The organism is Enterococcus sp. 2201sp1_2201st1_C11_2201SCRN_220225, assembly GCF_040925905.1.
In the GTDB taxonomy this organism is placed as follows: Bacteria; Bacillota; Bacilli; order Lactobacillales; family Enterococcaceae; genus Enterococcus_C; species Enterococcus_C asini_A.
Genome location: NZ_JBCOJC010000012.1, coordinates 42,576 through 60,814 on the forward strand (window position 1 = coordinate 42,576; position 18,239 = coordinate 60,814).

18 protein-coding genes, 1 other RNA gene, 1 pseudogene and 1 other annotated feature are annotated in these 18,239 nt (G+C 38.8%); of the genes and pseudogenes, 16 read left to right on the top strand and 4 right to left on the bottom strand.

The genetic code is table 11. The features are described from left to right. The first annotated feature begins 174 nt into the window (after nt 1-174). From AB5754_RS05035 to AB5754_RS05100, 14 genes and pseudogenes are all read left to right on the top strand, one after another. A complete protein-coding gene (locus AB5754_RS05035) occupies nt 175-651 on the top strand; it encodes a GAF domain-containing protein (RefSeq protein WP_311832893.1) in 477 nt (158 codons plus the stop codon). A gap of 398 nt (nt 652-1,049) precedes the next feature. Next, nucleotides 1,050-1,277: a hypothetical protein gene (locus AB5754_RS05040; RefSeq protein WP_311832894.1), complete on the top strand. Its 228-nt coding sequence runs from the start codon at nt 1,050-1,052 to the stop codon at nt 1,275-1,277. Between the two features lie 275 nt (nt 1,278-1,552). Then, nucleotides 1,553-1,784: a binding site (T-box leader), on the top strand. A gap of 117 nt (nt 1,785-1,901) precedes the next feature. Beyond that, a complete protein-coding gene (locus tag AB5754_RS05045; RefSeq protein ID WP_368251939.1) occupies nt 1,902-2,903 on the top strand; it encodes a MalY/PatB family protein in 1,002 nt (333 codons plus the stop codon). 49 nt (nt 2,904-2,952) lie between these two features. After that, complete coding sequence (locus tag AB5754_RS05050; RefSeq protein ID WP_368251940.1) at nt 2,953-3,075, top strand: hypothetical protein; 123 nt, start codon at nt 2,953-2,955, stop codon at nt 3,073-3,075. Nucleotides 3,076-3,091: 16 nt separating this feature from the next. After that, nucleotides 3,092-4,183, top strand: coding sequence for an aminotransferase class I/II-fold pyridoxal phosphate-dependent enzyme (locus tag AB5754_RS05055; protein ID WP_368251941.1), 1,092 nt, complete (start codon nt 3,092-3,094; stop codon nt 4,181-4,183). Nucleotides 4,184-4,362: 179 nt separating this feature from the next. Continuing rightward, nucleotides 4,363-4,638: pseudogene (locus AB5754_RS05060) on the top strand (transporter substrate-binding domain-containing protein); the annotation flags it as partial. Nucleotides 4,639-4,860: 222 nt separating this feature from the next. Continuing rightward, the gene (locus AB5754_RS05065; RefSeq protein ID WP_311832901.1) at nt 4,861-5,844 is read left to right on the top strand and encodes a LacI family DNA-binding transcriptional regulator; all 984 of its coding nucleotides are present in this window, start codon (nt 4,861-4,863) and stop codon (nt 5,842-5,844) included. Between the two features lie 185 nt (nt 5,845-6,029). Then, complete coding sequence (locus AB5754_RS05070) at nt 6,030-6,764, top strand: sugar phosphate isomerase/epimerase family protein (RefSeq protein WP_368251942.1); 735 nt, start codon at nt 6,030-6,032, stop codon at nt 6,762-6,764. Further along, on the top strand, nt 6,764-7,009 hold the full coding sequence (locus AB5754_RS05075) for a hypothetical protein (RefSeq protein ID WP_311832903.1): 246 nt from the start codon (nt 6,764-6,766) through the stop codon (nt 7,007-7,009). The genes AB5754_RS05070 and AB5754_RS05075 overlap by 1 nt, the downstream gene beginning before the upstream one ends. Nucleotides 7,010-7,022: 13 nt before the next feature. Beyond that, nucleotides 7,023-8,294, top strand: a complete 1,272-nt coding sequence (locus AB5754_RS05080; RefSeq protein WP_311832904.1) for a gluconate:proton symporter — start codon at nt 7,023-7,025, stop codon at nt 8,292-8,294. A 25-nt stretch (nt 8,295-8,319) separates the two neighbouring features. After that, on the top strand, nt 8,320-9,276 hold the full coding sequence (locus AB5754_RS05085) for a sugar kinase (RefSeq protein WP_311832905.1): 957 nt from the start codon (nt 8,320-8,322) through the stop codon (nt 9,274-9,276). Between the two features lie 2 nt (nt 9,277-9,278). Further along, nucleotides 9,279-9,905 (top strand): orotidine 5'-phosphate decarboxylase / HUMPS family protein, encoded by a 627-nt coding sequence (locus AB5754_RS05090; RefSeq protein WP_311832906.1) that lies wholly within the window; start codon nt 9,279-9,281, stop codon nt 9,903-9,905. Beyond that, on the top strand, nt 9,902-10,444 hold the full coding sequence (gene hxlB, locus AB5754_RS05095) for a 6-phospho-3-hexuloisomerase (RefSeq protein WP_368251349.1): 543 nt from the start codon (nt 9,902-9,904) through the stop codon (nt 10,442-10,444). The genes AB5754_RS05090 and hxlB overlap by 4 nt, the downstream gene beginning before the upstream one ends. Before the next feature lie 539 nt (nt 10,445-10,983). Continuing rightward, entirely contained in the window at nt 10,984-11,586 is a 603-nt protein-coding gene (locus AB5754_RS05100; RefSeq protein WP_368251350.1) for a recombinase family protein, read from the top strand. A gap of 310 nt (nt 11,587-11,896) precedes the next feature. On the opposite strand, the gene AB5754_RS05105 is transcribed toward AB5754_RS05100, so the two are convergent. From AB5754_RS05105 to AB5754_RS05120, 4 genes are all read right to left on the bottom strand, one after another. Continuing rightward, nucleotides 11,897-13,486 carry a hypothetical protein gene (locus AB5754_RS05105; RefSeq protein WP_368259494.1) on the bottom strand — a complete coding sequence of 530 codons (1,590 nt, stop codon included), beginning with the start codon at nt 13,484-13,486 and terminating at the stop codon, nt 11,897-11,899. 398 nt (nt 13,487-13,884) lie between these two features. After that, nucleotides 13,885-14,853 carry a tyrosine-type recombinase/integrase gene (locus AB5754_RS05110; protein WP_368251352.1) on the bottom strand — a complete coding sequence of 323 codons (969 nt, stop codon included), beginning with the start codon at nt 14,851-14,853 and terminating at the stop codon, nt 13,885-13,887. 137 nt (nt 14,854-14,990) lie between these two features. Continuing rightward, nucleotides 14,991-15,356, bottom strand: a transfer-messenger RNA (tmRNA) gene (gene ssrA / locus AB5754_RS05115). Between the two features lie 120 nt (nt 15,357-15,476). Beyond that, nucleotides 15,477-16,247, bottom strand: coding sequence for a Cof-type HAD-IIB family hydrolase (locus AB5754_RS05120; RefSeq protein ID WP_311832908.1), 771 nt, complete (start codon nt 16,245-16,247; stop codon nt 15,477-15,479). A gap of 225 nt (nt 16,248-16,472) precedes the next feature. Between AB5754_RS05120 and AB5754_RS05125 the strand changes: the two genes are divergently transcribed. Continuing rightward, the gene (locus tag AB5754_RS05125; protein WP_311832909.1) at nt 16,473-17,183 is read left to right on the top strand and encodes a response regulator transcription factor; all 711 of its coding nucleotides are present in this window, start codon (nt 16,473-16,475) and stop codon (nt 17,181-17,183) included. After that, nucleotides 17,183-18,239: histidine kinase dimerization/phospho-acceptor domain-containing protein (locus AB5754_RS05130; protein WP_368259495.1), on the top strand; the 1,057-nt coding region annotated here is incomplete at its 3' end. The genes AB5754_RS05125 and AB5754_RS05130, both read left to right, overlap by 1 nt.

Below are 18,239 nucleotides of genomic sequence, written 5' to 3' on the forward strand. Positions count from 1 at the left end.
GAATGAAGCAAGTGCTTTTTGTGTAGTTTTTATGCTTAACTTTTTTAGATTTTTAAACAGAAAAGAATACTCATTTTTTAATGGGAGAGCTTTTGCAGTGAGATTTACATTTCTCAGTTGCAGGAACACCTTCAGCGTGCTAGTATAAAACCATTCAAAATTAGGAGGTCTTTCATGAGCTGGAATCAAAAGCAAAAAAAAGAAGCCTATGAGCTGTTATTATTGCAACAAACCGGATTGTTAGAAGCAGAAGACAACTGGTTAGCAAATTTGGCTAACTCTTCGGCTTTATTAAATCAAACGTTGAAAGAAACGGTCTTTGCTGGTTATTATTTATTCGATGGTAACGAGCTAATCCTTGGACCATTTCAAGGAAAGGTCTCTTGTACGCGGATAAAATTGGGCAAAGGCGTTTGTGGTGAGAGTGCCGCTAAAGAAGAAACTATGATCGTGCCCAATGTGAAAGAACACGCCAACTATATTTCTTGTGATGGAGCAGCCATGTCAGAAATTGTAGTACCCATGGTGAAGGATGACCAGTTAATTGGCGTTTTAGATATTGATGCCGGTGTGGTAGAAATGTATGACGAGATTGATCAAGAATTCTTAGAAAAATATGTGGAAATTTTATTAAATACTTACAAACACTAAAAATCGTGGTGCGGAACTTTCCGCTCACGATTTTTTTGTAGATTCAGTTTTACGAATGAGCTCTCTTCGGAATTAAGTCAAAACCGAATCTTTATAAAAATTATAGGTGCCGATTTTGCCTTAATTATTGGGAGCTAAACGAGTTCGTTAAACTTTCTTGTTACGCCGTTGTAAGGTAAATAAGTTGTCTTTCAACAGAAAGGTCTCTTCACATTGTTCCTATATTTTGTCGCTACTGAAAATATTTACTAGCATAATACACGTAATTTCAGTCGAAAAGAAACAGAAGTTATCTTTATTGTTAAAAAACAATAATAAATAAATGAGAATATCCCTTGACGTTTATCATTATGAAATGCTATTATAAGATTACAAAATGATTAAAACGAGGTGAAGGTATGAATCAAGAAACAATTCAACTAGGTCAAGCATATGAATGTCATCCCGTGGGATTGCAAAACCGTATCACCGGAGAAGTGATTAAAAAACTCGAACGCTGTGTGATTGTTAATGTGGAACGTTATGATTATATTGATCATGATGAAATCCAAGAGCGTTGTGGTAAAGTTGTAGTTCGCTACGAAGAAATTTATGGTAAAGCTTTAGTTTCTTGTTTCTTTAGCTAATTAAGCCTTGCAACTATTTGGAAAAACAGGAAACCAGATAGTGAAGTGAATCAGAAAAAAACAATTCAATTTTAAAGCTAAAACGTCTCAAACTTTTTTGAAAAGTCTGAGGCGTTTTTGTGTAATGCCAATGGTGCAAGCCGTTCTTTGTATCATCATTCCTAGCTTATGCTTCTTCATCCCTTCTCTTTCTAGGAATCAGAAATAAATTTGAGATTTTTCAGAAAGTTCTTGACACCACTCTTGGTGATGAGTATGATGATAAACAATAAAAGATTTTTCCGTTGAATTGGAAAGTAGATTTGGATCCCTTTCAGAGAGACGCTGGGTGGTGGGAAGCGTTAAGGTGAGAAGAATTGAAAATGGCCAATGAGGAGCTTTTGGTGATAGGTAATCAAAAGCGGAGTGTCCACCGTTAAAAGGACCGCCGATCTCGCAAGTGCGACGTCGGGCAGAGGAGATGCTAAATCTCAAACAGAGGTGGTACCGCGTATTTACGCCCTCTTGTCAGTCTTTGATCGAAGACTGGCAAGAGGGCGTTTTTGTGTATTTGATTTGAGTTGCTAATAAGTGGTTCAAAAATCAGTAATCGCTATTGTGGAGTGATGAAAAGGAGGACGTAGGATGGAAAAGCAAGTGTTTATTGAAACATACAGTCGAGAGCGCTGGGGGACTGATAGCCTCAAGTGGGATGGTGCCAAAGAACGCTATGGAAAAGCGGGATTATTACCGGTATGGGTGGCCGATATGGATTTTGCGGTACCGGAGTCTGTTCAAGAGGCACTGACAAAACGAGTGCAGGCCGGAATTTTTGGCTATAGTTTAGTACCTGCTGATTATGTGGCTTCTTACCAAGGTTGGCAAAACCGTCACTTTGGCACGCAGTTTCAAGCAGAGTGGCTGTTTTTTTCCACTGGCGTCGTCCAAGCGCTCTATGATCTTATCGAATGCTTTACTAACCCGGGGGACAGCGTGCTAGTGCAGTCACCGGTTTATTATCCCTTTTATGAGGGAATCAACAATAAAAAACGCAATTTAGTTGTATCACCACTTCAAAAGACGGCTGGTGGCTATCAAATGGATCTGGCAAATTTCAAAGCACAGATTATTGAGAAGAAAGTAAAATTGTTTATTCTTTGTTCTCCTCATAATCCGGTGGGACGGGTCTGGACGGAGGAAGAATTGGCAGCAGTATTAACAATTTGTCAGCAACAGGATGTATTGGTGGTCAGTGATGAAATCCACAGTGATTTCATTGCTCCAGGAAAACAGTTTGTGTCAGCCCTGAGTGTAGCAGAAAATCTAGAGAATTTGATTGTTTGCAATGCTCCCTCTAAGACGTTCAACATGGCTACATTGCTGAATGCCCATATTTGGATTCCATCTGAAAAAAGGCGGGCAACCTTTGCCCAATGGTCTCAACAGCAACGAGCCACCGAATACTCCAGTTTAGGACAATTGGCAGCTATGGTTGCTTACCGCAGTGGGGATGAATGGTTTGCCGCGCTCAAGCAAGTCATCTGGGATAACGCGAATTATTTAGAAAGAACGTTTCAAAGAAGAGTTACCTTTAGCAGAAGTTGCAGAACTTCAAGGCACTTACTTATTATGGGTGAATCTTGGTAACTATCAGATTGCAGATCTTCCTCATTTCATGGAGTCAGTAGGGCTGGCAGTGGATTACGGTTCTTGGTTTGCCCCAGAGAGCGAGCAGTATATCCGTATTAATCTAGCTACCACTCCTGAACGAATTATTCAAGTTGCCGATCGTTTAGTTGAAGCTATTCAAAAACTATAGAAAGCAGGAATTTAATATGAAAAAAGAAATCGCCACTATTTTAGCCCAATTAGGGAACCGGACAGATCAACAGACTGGAGCGATTAGCGCCCCGATTTACCTCTCTACGACCTATGCTCATCCGAATTTTGGCGAAAGCACAGGCTTTGATTATACCCGTACGAAAAATCCCACTCGCAGTATTTTGGAAGAAGGGCTGGCCCAATTAGAAGGCGGGGCTGGAGCCGTGGCAACTAGTTCTGGCATGAGCGCCATTCAATTAGCTTTTGCCTTGTTTCCTGTGGGGAGTCATTTCTTGGTTTCCCGTGATCTTTATGGGGGGAGTTATCGCTTCTTTCAAGAGTTAGAAACACAAGGAGTCGCTTTTTTTACTTATTTCACTGATTTAACAGATTTAAAAAAGCAGTTGAGCGCTGAAGTGTCAGCAGTCTTTCTTGAAACGCCGACTAATCCTTTAATGAATGTGACAGATATCAGTTCTGTAGCAAAACTTACCCAGGCAAACGATGCCTTATTACTAGTAGATAATACATTTTTGACGCCATTGCGCCAACAGCCTCTGTTAGCCGGAGCAGATATCGTCATTCATTCTGGTACGAAATTTTTAAGTGGGCACAATGATCTTTTAGCCGGTGTAGTGGTAGCCAAAGACCCAGCTGTTTATCAGCGTTTAGCTTTTCTAGCCAATACAACAGGACCTTGTCTGGGGAGTTTTGACAGCTGGTTGTTTATTCGTAGTCTTAAGACGTTTCCCATTCGCTTTGAAAAACAAGAAGAAAATGCCAAGAAATTGGTGGACTTTTTACAAAACCATCCAGCGGTTAAGGAAGTGCTCTATCCAGGAGTTGGGGCGATGATTAGCTTCCGCTTGCAAGAGAAAACTCAAGTGCCAAAACTACTGCAGCGACTACAACTCATTTCTTTTGCAGAAAGTTTAGGGGGAGTAGAGACGCTGATTACGTATCCAACTACCCAGACCCATGCAGATATTCCTCAAGAATTACGAGAAAGCTATGGCTTGACAGCGGATCTACTTCGACTATCAGTAGGAATTGAAGGAGTGAATGATTTGGTGGCTGATTTAAATCAAGCACTAAAGGAGGAGTGAGGATGGATTTTGCAATCATCAAAGAGACCGCGCCTCTCTACTGACAAGCTTTATAGGTAACACTAGGAAAACAATTGATTGTGACCAAAGGAACGACGGCTGAAACCTATTTTACGAAAGCACATCCAAAAGTGAAGCCGGAAAAATATGAGTCAAAACCTCAGTAATTTCAAGCATTAACCGACGGCCGGGCTGTGGCTTTGGCAGATGACAATTCTTATCTCTACGCTTGGGTGAAGGAAAATCCTGATTTTGAAGTGGGCATTAAAGAGATTGGGGAGGTCTCTACCATTAATCCAGCAGTGAAAAAAGGCAATCAAGAGCTGCTGGATTGGGTTAATCAAGAGCTTTCCACACTTTCTAAAGAAGGTTTCTTTGAACGAGCCTATGAGGAAACCTTGGCACCGTTTTTTGGAGCAGATATTGAGGCCAAAGATATCATTGTGACAAACTGATAAGGAAAAAATTTCCACTTTGTTGAAGGCTTATTTTAAAAAATCCAAGATAGAAAGTTTGATAAATGAATAGAGGGAAGCCTTTGATTAAAAAGGATTCCTCTATTTATTATTTTAAAAGAAAACTTTCAGAGGTTAATGACTAAAGCTTAAGGGTATCGAGGGTTTGCATTCACTCCGAAATTCGCTACAATGATAAAAAAGATAGTTGGAGAAGATAAGATGAAAAAGATAACCATCAAAGAAGTTGCGGAAGAAGCTGGCGTTTCCAAAACCACGATTTCACGATTTTTGAATAATAATTACGGCAATATGTCAATAGAAACCAAAAACAGAATTGCAGAAGTAATTCAGCGTTTGAATTATCGTCCTAGCAGACAAGCACAGGCCTTAAAATCAAAGCATAGTTATTTGATTGGCGTAGTTGTAGCTGATATTTCCAATTTATACTCTTCCTTGCTTTTAAAAGGAATCGGCTCAATTTTGGAAGAGCAAGGCTATCAAATGATCATAGTAGATGCGGCTAATTCGGTAGCCCAAGAAACCGAATTGCTAGAAAAACTATTGGATCAAAATGTGGAAGGCATTATTCTTCAGCCATCTTCTCGTCAATCAGAAAATTATACCTTTATTACGGAACGACATACCCCATTGCTATTAGTCGATCGGCAAACAGAGCCTGAAAAATGGTCTTCAGTTATGACCAATAATATCGCTGCCACGCAAGAGCTGATTGAAAGAGCCCTAGCGAAAGGATATGAAAATGTTGTGGTTGTAAGCGAGCCGATTAAAGAGGCCAACACTCGAGAGCTGCGGTATCAAACTGTTAAAAAAACGACAGTAAAAGCGGGAAAAGAATGTCAATTGGTTGAGTTGACAGCAAAAACTCAATTAGCTGAATTACTGAAGCCTTTATTAACTAACTCAAAGAAAAGTTTGCTCTTTGCAGCTAACGGTCGTGTATTAATGGAAACGTTAGCTTGGCTAATTGAAGAAGAAATCAATGTTCCAGCAGAACTGGGGATTACCGGCTTTGACGATTGGAATTTGACGGCATTAGTCGGTCCGGGAATCACTAGTATCGAGCAGCCTTCGAAAAAAATTGGAGAAATTGCGGCCGAGCATTTACTGGAATTACTAAAAGAACCGCAAGCAAGACAAGAAATTATTGTACCCTCGACTATTCAATGGCGAAACTCAATCTAAAAAATGTTATTTTTTTATTTTTTTTTGAAAAATAGGAATGTTTGGAAACCGATTTCCAAACATTCCTACTTTTTTTGTTGAACCTTCGATGTTTTTTAAAACTGAAAGCGTTGACAAACTTTGGAAACCGGTTTACTATACGGATATAGAAACCGGTTAACTAACAGAGAGGATGCGGAATTACCATGAATACAAAATTAGTGCTGAACTTCTTAGTTTTTGCTGACAGAGTGGCAAATGGCGAATTGCAAAGTGAATTATTACCAGACATAGTTGACTTGGGTTTTAGCCAAGTTGAAATCAGAAGAGAGTATTTTAGAAACATTCAAGAAGAAATACCCGTTATTCAAAAAGAAGCCGAACGCTTACATTTATCCTTATTCTACAGTGTTCCGGATGAAGTGTATGTTGACGGACAAATTAATCCTAACCTGTCCCAATATTTGGATGAAGCAAAAAAAATGGGCGTTACCCATGTTAAGTGGAACATTGGTGATTTTAACGGTGATCTTCATGAGGACGAGTTGAGTGCACTGCTTGATTATGGGATTGGGATTTCAATCGAAAATGATCAGACTCAAACATCGGGCACAATCAAAGCAATTACGACATTTATGAAAGCGATTAATAAGACAGATCTAGATTTAGGCTATGTTTATGATCTGGGAAATTGGCGGTTTGTCGGCGAAGATGAAATTGAAGCGGCCAAACGATTGAAGGAATATGTTCGTTATATTCATGTGAAAGACGTTCGTTACGAAAAGCAAAAACCGCAAGCTACTAGTTTGGATCACGGTGAAATCGATTGGCGTAAAGCGTTGCAAATGCTACCTCAAGAGGTTCCTGTGGCAATCGAATATCCAACCACTTTAAACGCCGAAATTATTGAAGCAAAAAAATTATTGGAGGAGGAATTCTAATGACAGATCAACAAACTAAAATCGATCCAGAAAAATTTGCTTATCACTTTATGGAAATGACTCAGCCGACTGCAGGGATTTCAGAAGATATGGAAGCAGCAGCGAAAAAAGCATTGGCTGCTTATCTTGCCGGTTACTATTTAATTCAAAAATTTAATCATTTGGAAAATGATTTCTTTGTAGAAGATCACGGAAAACCAATCTCGAAATATCAACGTATCTTAAGCGAACTAAACAATTACTAGGAGGTGAGCACTTATGGGAAGCGCAATTACCGGAATATTATTAGCTTTAACCTTTATTGTCTTTGTATTATATGCAATGAAAGGCGGGAACTTAACTGTTGGTTTTTTCGTAATGGCATTATTATGGACGATTATCGGAATGGTGCCCTTTAATATTGCAATCAAGGAAATATTCACAGATCCTGTCTTGAATTACGGAAAAACTGCCGCCTACATTATTTTTGGATCTTGGTTTGGCCGAGTTTTGGTAGATACCGGAATAGCCGGTAGTATTAGTCGTCGTACGGAAAAAGTCGGAAAGAAAAGTCCAGTATTAGCTACTATTTTAATCGCTCTAGTAATCGCTTTAATTTTTACCAGTTCTTATGGTGTTGGCTCAGCGATTGCGGTGGGGGTAATTCTTTTCCCAATCATGTTTTCAATTGGGGTACCCAAAAATATCGCTGTAACAATTTTTACGATGGCTATTGGTGCTGCGATGTATGTCAATAATGTTTTGTTCGTCCAATTTCAAGTCTTTTTCCCAAAAGTAGAGTGGGGAGCACATTATCAACGTTTTGGCTTTGTTGCCATGGGAATTCAAATGGTTGTTTTAATTGTTTTTATTCTCTTTAATGCAAAAAAAATTCGTAATGGAAAACCAGAAATTGTTGAAAGCAATACTGAAGCCGAAATAGTTGAAGTACCGATTTGGACTTATCTTTTGCCAGTATTACCCGTTGCATTGAGTATTTTTGCAAAATGGGATGCCGTTCCAGCGCTGTTGATTTCAACGATTATCGCCTTTGCTGCGACAGGAAATATGAAAGGTTACAGCAAGTTTGTTACTTTGATGAATGAAACGGTGAAACATGCGATTAGCGATATTTCTGGATTATTGATCATGTTGTTTGTCTTAACCATGTTCCAAGCGGCAGCTGTACATGCAATGTCAGGTTTCACTGAGGTTTTCCAAGCAATCATCCCTAGCAGTAAACTAGTATTAATTATTATCGTTGCAATTATCGCACCTCTGTCCTTCTTCCGTGGCCCTTTGATGCTCTATGGAGCAGGTGCCGCAACAGCTGCCATCTTAGTTGGAACAGGGATGTTTGATCAATATTTCTTATATGGATTACTAGTCGTTCCTTCAATGATGGGAGTATCAGCATGTATTACGCAATCATGGAATCTATGGTCGGTCCAATATGCTCGACTAGATACTAAGACATTCTTAATTACAGGGGTGCCATGGGCGTGGGTTGCCACCGTCTTTAATTTGTTTGCCGCATACATTTTGCTTTAAAAATAAAAGAAAAGAGGAAATGAACATGAGTGAATTTTTAACTATTGGAGAACCGATTGCTTTATTTGGATCAGAAGAAGTGGACAAATCTTTAAAGGATGCCCGGCATTTTCAAAAATTTTTAGCTGGAGCGGAAGTCAATGTGGCAGTGGGAGTTTCCCGGCTGGGACATAGCAGCGAATACATTACTCAAGTTGGTAAAGATCCTTTTGGAGAATTTATTATTGACCAATTACACGAAAATCAAATTGGGACGGACTACATTTCAGAAAGTGCTGATTTTTGGACTGCTTTTCAATTAAAAGACCGCGTAAGTGAAGGAGATCCAAGCATCTTTTATTTCCGTAAAGGATCTGCAGCAGCCCACTTTGATCAGTCTGTGTTAGATAAAATTGATTTTTCTGAAGTGAAAATGGCCCATTTGTCGGGGATTTTTCCCGCAATTTCACCTGAAGCGCAAAAAGCTTTCCGCTATTTGATTAGTTTGTTAGAAAAAAATAAAGTTCGGACCACTTTTGATCCTAATTTGCGTCCGCAGCTTTGGGCAAGCCAAGCTGAAATGGTAGCAACGATTAATGGCCTCGCTTCCCATGCTGAGATTGTACTACCAGGAATCAATGAGGGTGAAATTCTAATGGGGAGTCGTGAACCGGAAGCGATTGCAGATTTCTATTTAAACAATGGGGAAGCAACTCAGACGGTTATCGTAAAATTAGGTACAGCAGGTGCTTACGTCAAACAAAAGAATGGGACAAGTTTCACTGTTCCCGGCTTTACGGTTGCTAAAGTGGTAGATACTGTTGGTGCTGGAGATGGTTTTGCAGTAGGATTAATCACGGCTTTGATTGAAGAAAAATCATTAAAAGAAGCAGTTATTCGAGCAAATGCCATTGGGGCGATGGCCGTTCAATCGCCTGGCGACAATGATGGCTATCCAACGCAAGAAGAGTTAGCAAAATTTTTACAAAAACAGGAAGTGTAAATATGAGACTACAAACAGCGATTGACCGTGTCCCCTTGGAAGAAGCGGTGGCTTTAGCCAAGCAATTGGATGGTAAAACGGATATTCTAGAGATGGGCACCTCACTGGTAAAAGACTATGGAAATTTGGCAATCGAGCAACTAAGAGCGGCCCTTGCCCAAACTGAATTATTAGTCGACAGCAAAACAATTGATGAAGGCGCCTATGAGTTTAATCAAGCCTTTTCTTATGGTGGTGATCTCGTTACCGTTATGGGAGCTGCCTCGTTGGACACGCTACAAGCTTGTTATGAGGTGGCACAAAAATTCAATAAAACGATGATGATTGACTTATTAGAAGTTTCAGATGAGAAAATTCAACAAATCAAGGATTTTCCTGAAGCAATCTATGCCTTACATCATTCAATCGATCGGAAAGATCACTTTGATGCTGTAGCAAGCGTCGCTGAATTCCATGAGAAATTTCCTGAAATCAAACGGTTAGCAATTGCGGGTGGCATTGACCTAAAGCAAGCACAATTACTAGCTGAACAAGGAATTATCGAAGTGATTATCGTGGGATCAAAGATTACTAAAGCACAAGATCCTTTAGCTGCAGTCAATGAATTTACGGGAGCTGTTCACAAATGAAAACAATCGAAACGATTATGCAAGAAATCAACCAAGTCATGGAACTTATTGACGAAAAAGAATTAGAGCAAGCCTTGCCATTATTCCAAAAAGACAAACGAATCTTTGTTATCGGAGCAGGTCGTAGCGGATTTCAGGCCAAAGGTTTTGCTATGCGTCTGATGCATATTGGTTATACAGACTACGTGATGGGAGAAACCATCACACCGTCCATTCAAAAAGGGGATACGTGGGTAGCTATTTCTGGTTCGGGAACAACGAAAGGAATCCTTGCTGATACCGAAGTAGCGAAAAAGTTAGGTTTAGACATTGTTGTTTTAACCAGTGATCGAGAATCTCCGTTGGCTAAATTAGCTGATAAAGTAATCGTTGTACCTGGAGCAACCAAAACGGGAGCCGGAATAAAATCAGTTCAATTGTTATCAAGTCTCTTTGATCAGACGGTTCATATTACCCTAGATGCGTTAACGCTAAAACTGGCTGAACGGGATCAGACTTCAAATGAAGATGCCCTGCATGAGCATGTGAATGTTGAATAACTGTAAAACTAGACATTAGACATACAAAAAAAGCGTTGAAATCCTAAGAAATCAACGCTTTTTTTGTTCTGTAATTACCCAATGAAGGGATAAATGGAGCTGGCGGGAGTCGAACCCGCGTCAAGCTATTAATTACAGTTATTGAAGTATCCCTACAATGCTTTACAAAAGTAATTTGCAGTTAATAAAGGAAGCGTACTACTTTAACACCAGTATATTTTGTTACACTCATAGTATAGTTCAACTAATTAATGTTGTCCACGTCTATCTCATTTCATAACAGAAAAGACTCTGACTTTTCAAAAATTGATGCGTATTTTAAAAGTTGGTCAGGGTAGGAGAATAATATATACGTGCCCCCCTATATGGGGGTGTCTGATAATTTTCAGACTACTTAAAGTCACAGTTGAAATGCAGACCAGAAATTATTTATGTCAGTTGGTATCAGTTACTCTTAAGTTATTGATACTGTTGAGTGTTGTTGATATAATAAGGTTAAATTGGTATCAAATTCTTAGTGTCAGAAAGGTTGGGTAGATATGACAGTATATGGATATAGTAGAGTATCAACTAGTAGTCAAGAACTAGCTACACAAAAGGAACGTCTAACTCTGGCTGGGGCTTCTGTGATTTATAGTGAGAAGTACACAGGTACAAAGAAAGACGGACGTGTAGAACTAGCTGCTTTGCTTGAAATTGTAAAAAGTGGGGATGCCGTACTCGTAACAAAGATTGACCGCCTAGCCAGAAGTATCACTGATTTGCGTGAGCTAGTACAAACATTTTTGGAAAAGGGGACAACAGTGTCATTTCTTGATAATAACTTGATATTTGAGCCTAACAAGAAGGATAGTATGCAAACTCTGATGTTAAACATGTTGGGGAGTTTTGCTGAATTTGAGCGGGATCTTATTGTTTCCAGAACTGCTGAGGGAAAAGCCTTTGCAAAAGCTAATAATAAGAATTTTACAGAGGGACGCCCAAAGCGTAAATTAAATGCTAAGTATCTACATGCAATAGAGTTGATGAATAGTTTTTCCATGCGGGAGGTAGAAAGAAAGACTGGTATTTCAAGAGCTACCCTTTTTAGAATTAAAAAGCAATACAAAGAGGAGCAACAGGTAAGTGGTACTCTTGATTGAGTACTGCTTTTTAATTTACCTACATACATTATCAACTGCTTTTGGGTGTTTGCAACAAATTATACTGTAATTGTTATGTAAAGAAATACCGTCATATCATTGCTATAAGGATAGCTGCTATCCCGTAAAAACAGTTGATATAACGGTACCCACCTTATTTTTTGTTAGTCTTATTGTTCACGGTACACTGTTTACAATTTCCTTTACTGTCACTTTATTTACATTGAAGAAAAACGCTCACTCTATCTCTATAGTATTATTAATAGAGGTCTTAAAAGATTGAAGAGATAAATGGGAAGGTAATCTTTTATTATGCAGCCTTTGTTGTCATGGTTACAATGGAAATACATTTTTGTTCCAATATTTCTGTTTTAATTTGGCAATCTGAGTATTCAGCATTATCATATACAAGCTCTTTCAAGAACTCTGTTCTCTCTTGAAGTTCTAGGGCCTTTTGTTGTAATTCTGATAATCTGCAAGTAATACTAGAATCTTCAATCAATAAGCAAATAGTATCCACTAAATCATTAGCAATATCCAATAGTGTTGAAATGAGTTTTGTTTTTTCTGTCATGAAATCACTATCCTTTATGTTTGTTCTATGGCGTCTTAATGTACTAGTTCCAATTCCAATAACGTTAGCGGCTTCTACTTGCTTTAGGGGCGTTTGATTGCCATAGAACCCACAGTATAATCTTCTTACATTCACTTCACATTTTTCCACTCTCCCAGCGAGTCTTTCCAATCTATGTGTACACTCTTTTTTTATTTTAGCGGTGGTTTCACGCGTCAGAACCTTTAGTCTTTGTTCCTCTTCTATGGTTACTTTCAACCAGTCATATACTGTTTTACGCCGTGGCTTATTTTCATATTCACTATTTTGTATTGCTGATAGTTCTCTTTCACTTAGTGGACTAGTAAATAATGAGTTGACAAAGTTTAATTGGCTATCAGTTTCACCCAACAACTTTAAACTAAGTAAAGTATAATGTCTACAGCCATCCATATTGCCACCACGTAAATTGGTAAGTATTACAATATCCTCGCGCATATATTGATTATAGTAGTTGTGTTTTTGACCATCTATACTCTTCTTTTGCTTTAATTCTTTTGCTATCTCATGTTTAAACTCCTCAAGGTCAACCCTTTTAACTAAGTGTCGTCCAGAATAATCTGCTATATTGACTATATTGACTATGTTGTCTTTAGAGAATTGGCGCTTTCTTACAAATCTATAATAGAAATCATCAAGAAAATTATAAGTTAGCTCTGGATTGAATTTAACAAAAGAAGAAAAACGTCCTCTTTTGCAGTTGAATGAGGAGGGGATGCGTAAAAGTCTTGCACAGTCTATTACTTTTGAATCAGCATGTGCCTCACTTCCAGAGGGTAAAGCATCATTGATTTTTTCTGTGATTACAGTCATTACTTCTCGCCAACTGTCAATATAACTAGACTTAGGTAATTTAAAACCCAATATCCAATACAGATGAAAGCCACCGCCACTGTCAATTATTGCAGTAGGTTCTGGCAATCCACTATTATCCAAAGCAATCATGCACTCTTGTTTTGTACAGAGGTCAATGTCTGCCCATAGTGATGTCAGTGCTATTACATTTTCACTATTCCGCTTTTTAGCAACTTGAAATATGTTTGGTGTGAAATAAACGTCTTTAGCGTTTTGTATTAATGCAATATCTTTAATGGGTTCTTGGATACCTGTGGAAAAAGTTTTCATACATTCTACAATTTTGATAATTGGTTTTCCTTGTTCCAGGCAATCATCTTCAACTATAGAGTATTGTTCTTCTTTGACAAGTTTTGTGTAATGGCGTGTACCTACATTTAGGTCACCGCCTAGTACATTAATTAGTTGCTGAAACTGGTCAGACTCTTGCAAAGTGTGTATTCTTACTACCTCCATTATAATTATTTTTCATAATCTATTCTCCTTTCAATTTATTGGGGAGGGAAGTCAAATTCCCCATACTTCCTTATTCAGCAAGTAATGAAAAAAGTGGACAAAAAATCACCCCGTACACAGATATATCTGCAAAATAAACTGAAAAGTGGACACTTTGTAGGATTTTTTTTGATTACAATAAAACACATTATTTCTTTATCACTGTGCACTAGGCGGGTAAGGGAACTGTTAGGGTAGATTAATTAATATTATAGAGATGAGATGAGCGGTTCTTGTTTAATAAGATGTAGGGGATAGGATAATAAAAATAAAGCCAGAATCTTCCATGCAATTCCTTACATAGACTCTGGCCATTTTATAGTTTGACTTCTGGGTTAAAGGTATTTCTTTAAATCTTCAGCTACTTGTTCTTTGCTAAGATAAAGATATTGTGTTGTTGTATCAATGCTAGAATGTCCTAATGCTTTACTTATCAAAGGAACTGGTGCATTCTTTTTCATTAGATTTGTAGCATAGCCTCTTCTTAATGCGTGGGGATGTATGTTTTCTAAGTTCAACATTTCTTTGTAAATGCCAAGCCTTTTTTGGATAACGTTATTGTTAAAACTAGTTTGGACTGGTGTGCCATTTGATGTGATGAAAACAAAGCTATTTCTTGTTTTTCTGTGGCGTCTGATATTGGAGTTGTGTTCTGTCAGAGTCTTTAAAAGATTTATCAGTTGATTATCCAATGGTAGTTTTAAGTAGTCATGGTTTTTCATGATTGATCCTGGCAAGTTCAGGTAGCCATTCACAAGGTCAATATGCTGTTCCTGCAACTTACTCAAAGTTGATAATCTAATACCTGTCCGATACATCAACAAAATTGCCGTTGCATCTCTCAGTTCAAACCAATTAGAAAGATTCAACAAAGATAGTAGGGTAGAGACGTCTTTATCTGTTGCGGCTGGTTTAACAGTTTTATCAACTTTAATAGTGATAGCTTTCCAGAACTTTATTGTCAGCCAGCCATTGTCATAACATCTGCTTAATATTGCCTTGAAACTTTTTAGACGGATATTCTTTGTGGAATTGCTCAGAGTTTGCATACTGTTTAACCAGTCATAGATACTTTCTACAGACACTTCACAAAGATATACGTGCCCCGTAATGGCACAATAGTTTTCTGTCCATTTCCTATATTCATGCAACGTTCTTTCACGTCTACCAGCCAACTCTAACTGTTGTAAAATAACGTCTAAAGCTCTGGCAATAGATAATGTACTGGTCTTTGTTGATGTACTGATAATTCCTTCATCCCTCTGTGCTTTACAGTTAGTGATACTGTATAACTCTTGTGTCATAAGCTATTTCACCTCTTCATGTTAATCTGATGTTAAAAACGGCCAAGTACGACTCTTAGTCCTTTAATATATGCAAAACAAAAAGCCCCTAAATGCTGATGTAACAGCACTTAAGGACTTCTTCAAAACTGTAGTACTAATGGAGCTGGCGGGAGTCGAACCCGCGTCCAAACATCTCGCTACTCAAGATTCTACGCTCATAGTCAGTTCTATTTGGAGGTTTCGCTAAAACAATCGCCGAGTGACAGGCTACTGTTGTCGCTAGTCTGATGAGCTCTTCTAATTCTTACAGACGGAAAGAATCAGCGTATTCCACTAAATTTGAGACCCTGACCCGAGCACATGGACGATGCCGGGAGGATCACGCCAAACTGTTTTTAGGCAGCTAAAGCGTAAGTGTTTTCGTTTTTAGCAGTTATATTTAACTGTAACGTTTTAACGCAGACGTAACCTGCGAAGCGCGTCTCAAGCTCGACAATGCCTGTCGAATCCGTAACAGCCCCCTAAAAAAGGGACAATTCCGTGAAATGAGTATATCATAAAAAAAGACTTAGGGAAAGTTTTCCCTAAGTCGAAAAGTGGTGAGCTTAGTACTTTTTTAGGAATCTAGAAGTAACTGTCACTTAAATCAAATCAAAATGTTTCAAGGCATGAACAATGCCGCCATCCGTGTTGTTCTTAGTGACAAAATCGGCTAGTGATTTCAATTCTTCTCCAGCATTGCCCATAGCGATTTTAGTATCACAAGCAGAAAGCAGGGCCAAATCATTAGGGCCGTCCCCAAAACCAAAAGTAGGAATGTTTGGCAAATTCAATTTTTCTTTTAATATTTTGATTCCTTGGCCTTTATTCGTCCCCTTTTTTACGGTATCCATGGAGTAGGGGGTGTTGCGATAAAAATCAAATTCAGGGAAAGTTTCTTCGTAATAGTCCCGATACTCTGTTCCTAGGACTAATAACATATTAATGGGATTATGGCGAAAGGCTTCCGGTTCAATGGGCGGTACCTTAGAATGGATGGAGTTATAAGCTCCTACTAAAGCCCGAGAATGACCGGTACACCAAATATTTCCTTCATTATAGTAGGAAAGTTGATCGCCTTTGTCTAAAATGCTGTGATACATCCGTTCAATTAGCGCTTCATCAATTAAATCCGAATACACTTCATTGCCATCTGCTCGAATGAAAGCACCGTTCATGACGATATTGGAATCAATATGGGCAGCTTGGCGAATAGCTAAGATTTCAATTTCGGTTCGTCCTGTGGCAATGACGGGCAAGACGTTATTTTCCTTTAGTTGTAGCATGGCTTGGCTAACTTCTGGAGTGATTTGGGAGTGCTCGTTTAAAAGAGTACCATCTAAATCAAAGAAAGCAATGGCTTGATAATTCAATAGAAACACCTCAATTTTTCATTTGGAACTAGAATACTTTCCATTTTAAGAAGAAATTCTAGCTCGGTCTTTCTCATCATATCAAAAAAAAGAAAAAATAGGAAACCTTGTGAGAAGCTTTTGTGAAGATAATAGCCTCAAATCAGCTTTTCGAGTATACTAAAAATGAGGCTGACTACCCTTTGGCAGAGAAGCTATTCTAGAACGAAGAATGGATGTGAGAAGATGAATATTTTAATGATTGAAGACAATGAATCTGTGTCGGAAATGATGCAAATGTTCTTTTTGAATGAAGGCTGGGATGCAACCTTCCAATACGATGGGCAAGAGGGATTAGACGCGTTTTTAGCGGAGCCTGATAAATGGGATATGATTACCTTAGATTTAAATTTACCCGGTTTAGATGGCATGAGTGTGGCAAGAGAGATTCGGAAAGTCTCTAATACGGTACCGATTATTATGCTGACAGCTCGTGATTCAGAAAGTGACCAAGTAATCGGTCTAGAAATGGGAGCGGATGATTATGTAACCAAACCTTTTAGTCCGCTCACCTTGATTGCCCGAATCAAAGCCTTACACCGTCGCAGTGAGTTAGTGGAAAAACCAGTGGAAGAAGAAACGACTAGCTTTGATGTGAAAACAGACCACTTTAAAATGAACACGAAAACCCGGGAAGCTTTTTTAAATAATCAACCCATTGAAGGGCTAACACCAAAAGAGTTCGATTTATTGTTTACTTTGGCTAAAAAACCGCGCCAAGTCTTTTCAAGAGAGCAACTTTTAGAGTTAGTTTGGGATTATCAATATTTCGGTGATGAACGGACCGTTGATGCCCACATCAAGAAATTGCGCCAAAAAATTGAAAAAGTAGGTCCTCAAGTGATTCAAACTGTCTGGGGTGTAGGCTACAAGTTTGATGATTCTGGTGTTGCCTAATGCGCTATTTATACCAGCAATTAATGGCCTTTTGGGTAGTTATTGCCGTGGTGCTTTTGATTGTGGGGGTTTCTTTTACCCAGATGACCCGACATACCATTGAAGAAAGCAACTATGAGCAACTTTTTAGCTATGCGGATTCAGTGGTGGAATTTGCCCAAAATTATGCCAATGAATACACCCCCGGCGATGATCCTGAGGTGGTGTTAGAACAATCTTTGCGGTTGACCGAACGCATTTACACCCATCAAAACATTAACTTTGTTTATATTAACGATCAAAAAGAAGTAATCTACCCCATGGACGCAAGCCAACAAGCGCTGATTAATGACGGCTTGATGAAGAGTATCACCGATAGTCAATGGAGTAATTTAGAACAAGGGGTTCAGCAAAAGGTTACTCGAAGCCAAAATATTTATGGCAAATCAGAGACTACTGCTTATGTGATGTTGCGGCTAAAACTAAATGACCGCTTTGGCGTGTTGGTCTTAACCCAGCCAGCGGTAAATTTGGAAGAAAGTGTTCAAACCTTGAATGCCAATATGTTCACCGGCTTTATTATTTCCAGTATCGTGGCGTTGATTATCAGTTTCTTTTATGCGAATTTGCAAGTGCGGCGCATTAATCGGATGAAAAAAGCGACTAAGGAAATCGCCAGTGGCAATTTCGAGGTGCGTTTACCGGTGAATCATAAAGATGAATTTGATGAGTTGGCAGAAGACTTTAACCAGATGACGGTGACACTACAAGAGTCCAATGAAGAAATTGAACGTCAAGAAGAACGGCGCAAACAGTTCATGGCAGATGCGGCCCATGAGATGCGCACACCGCTAACGACAATCAACGGTTTGTTAGAAGGATTGCAGTACAATGCCATTCCTGAAAATCAAAAAGAAAAAGCGTTTAGTCTTATGAAAAATGAAACTGAGCGTTTGATTCGCTTAGTCAATGAAAATCTGGATTATGAAAAAATCCGCACCAATCAAATTTCTATTGTGGTGAAACGCTTTGATGCTACGGAAACCTTGCGCAACTTGCTGACCCAGTTGGAGAAAA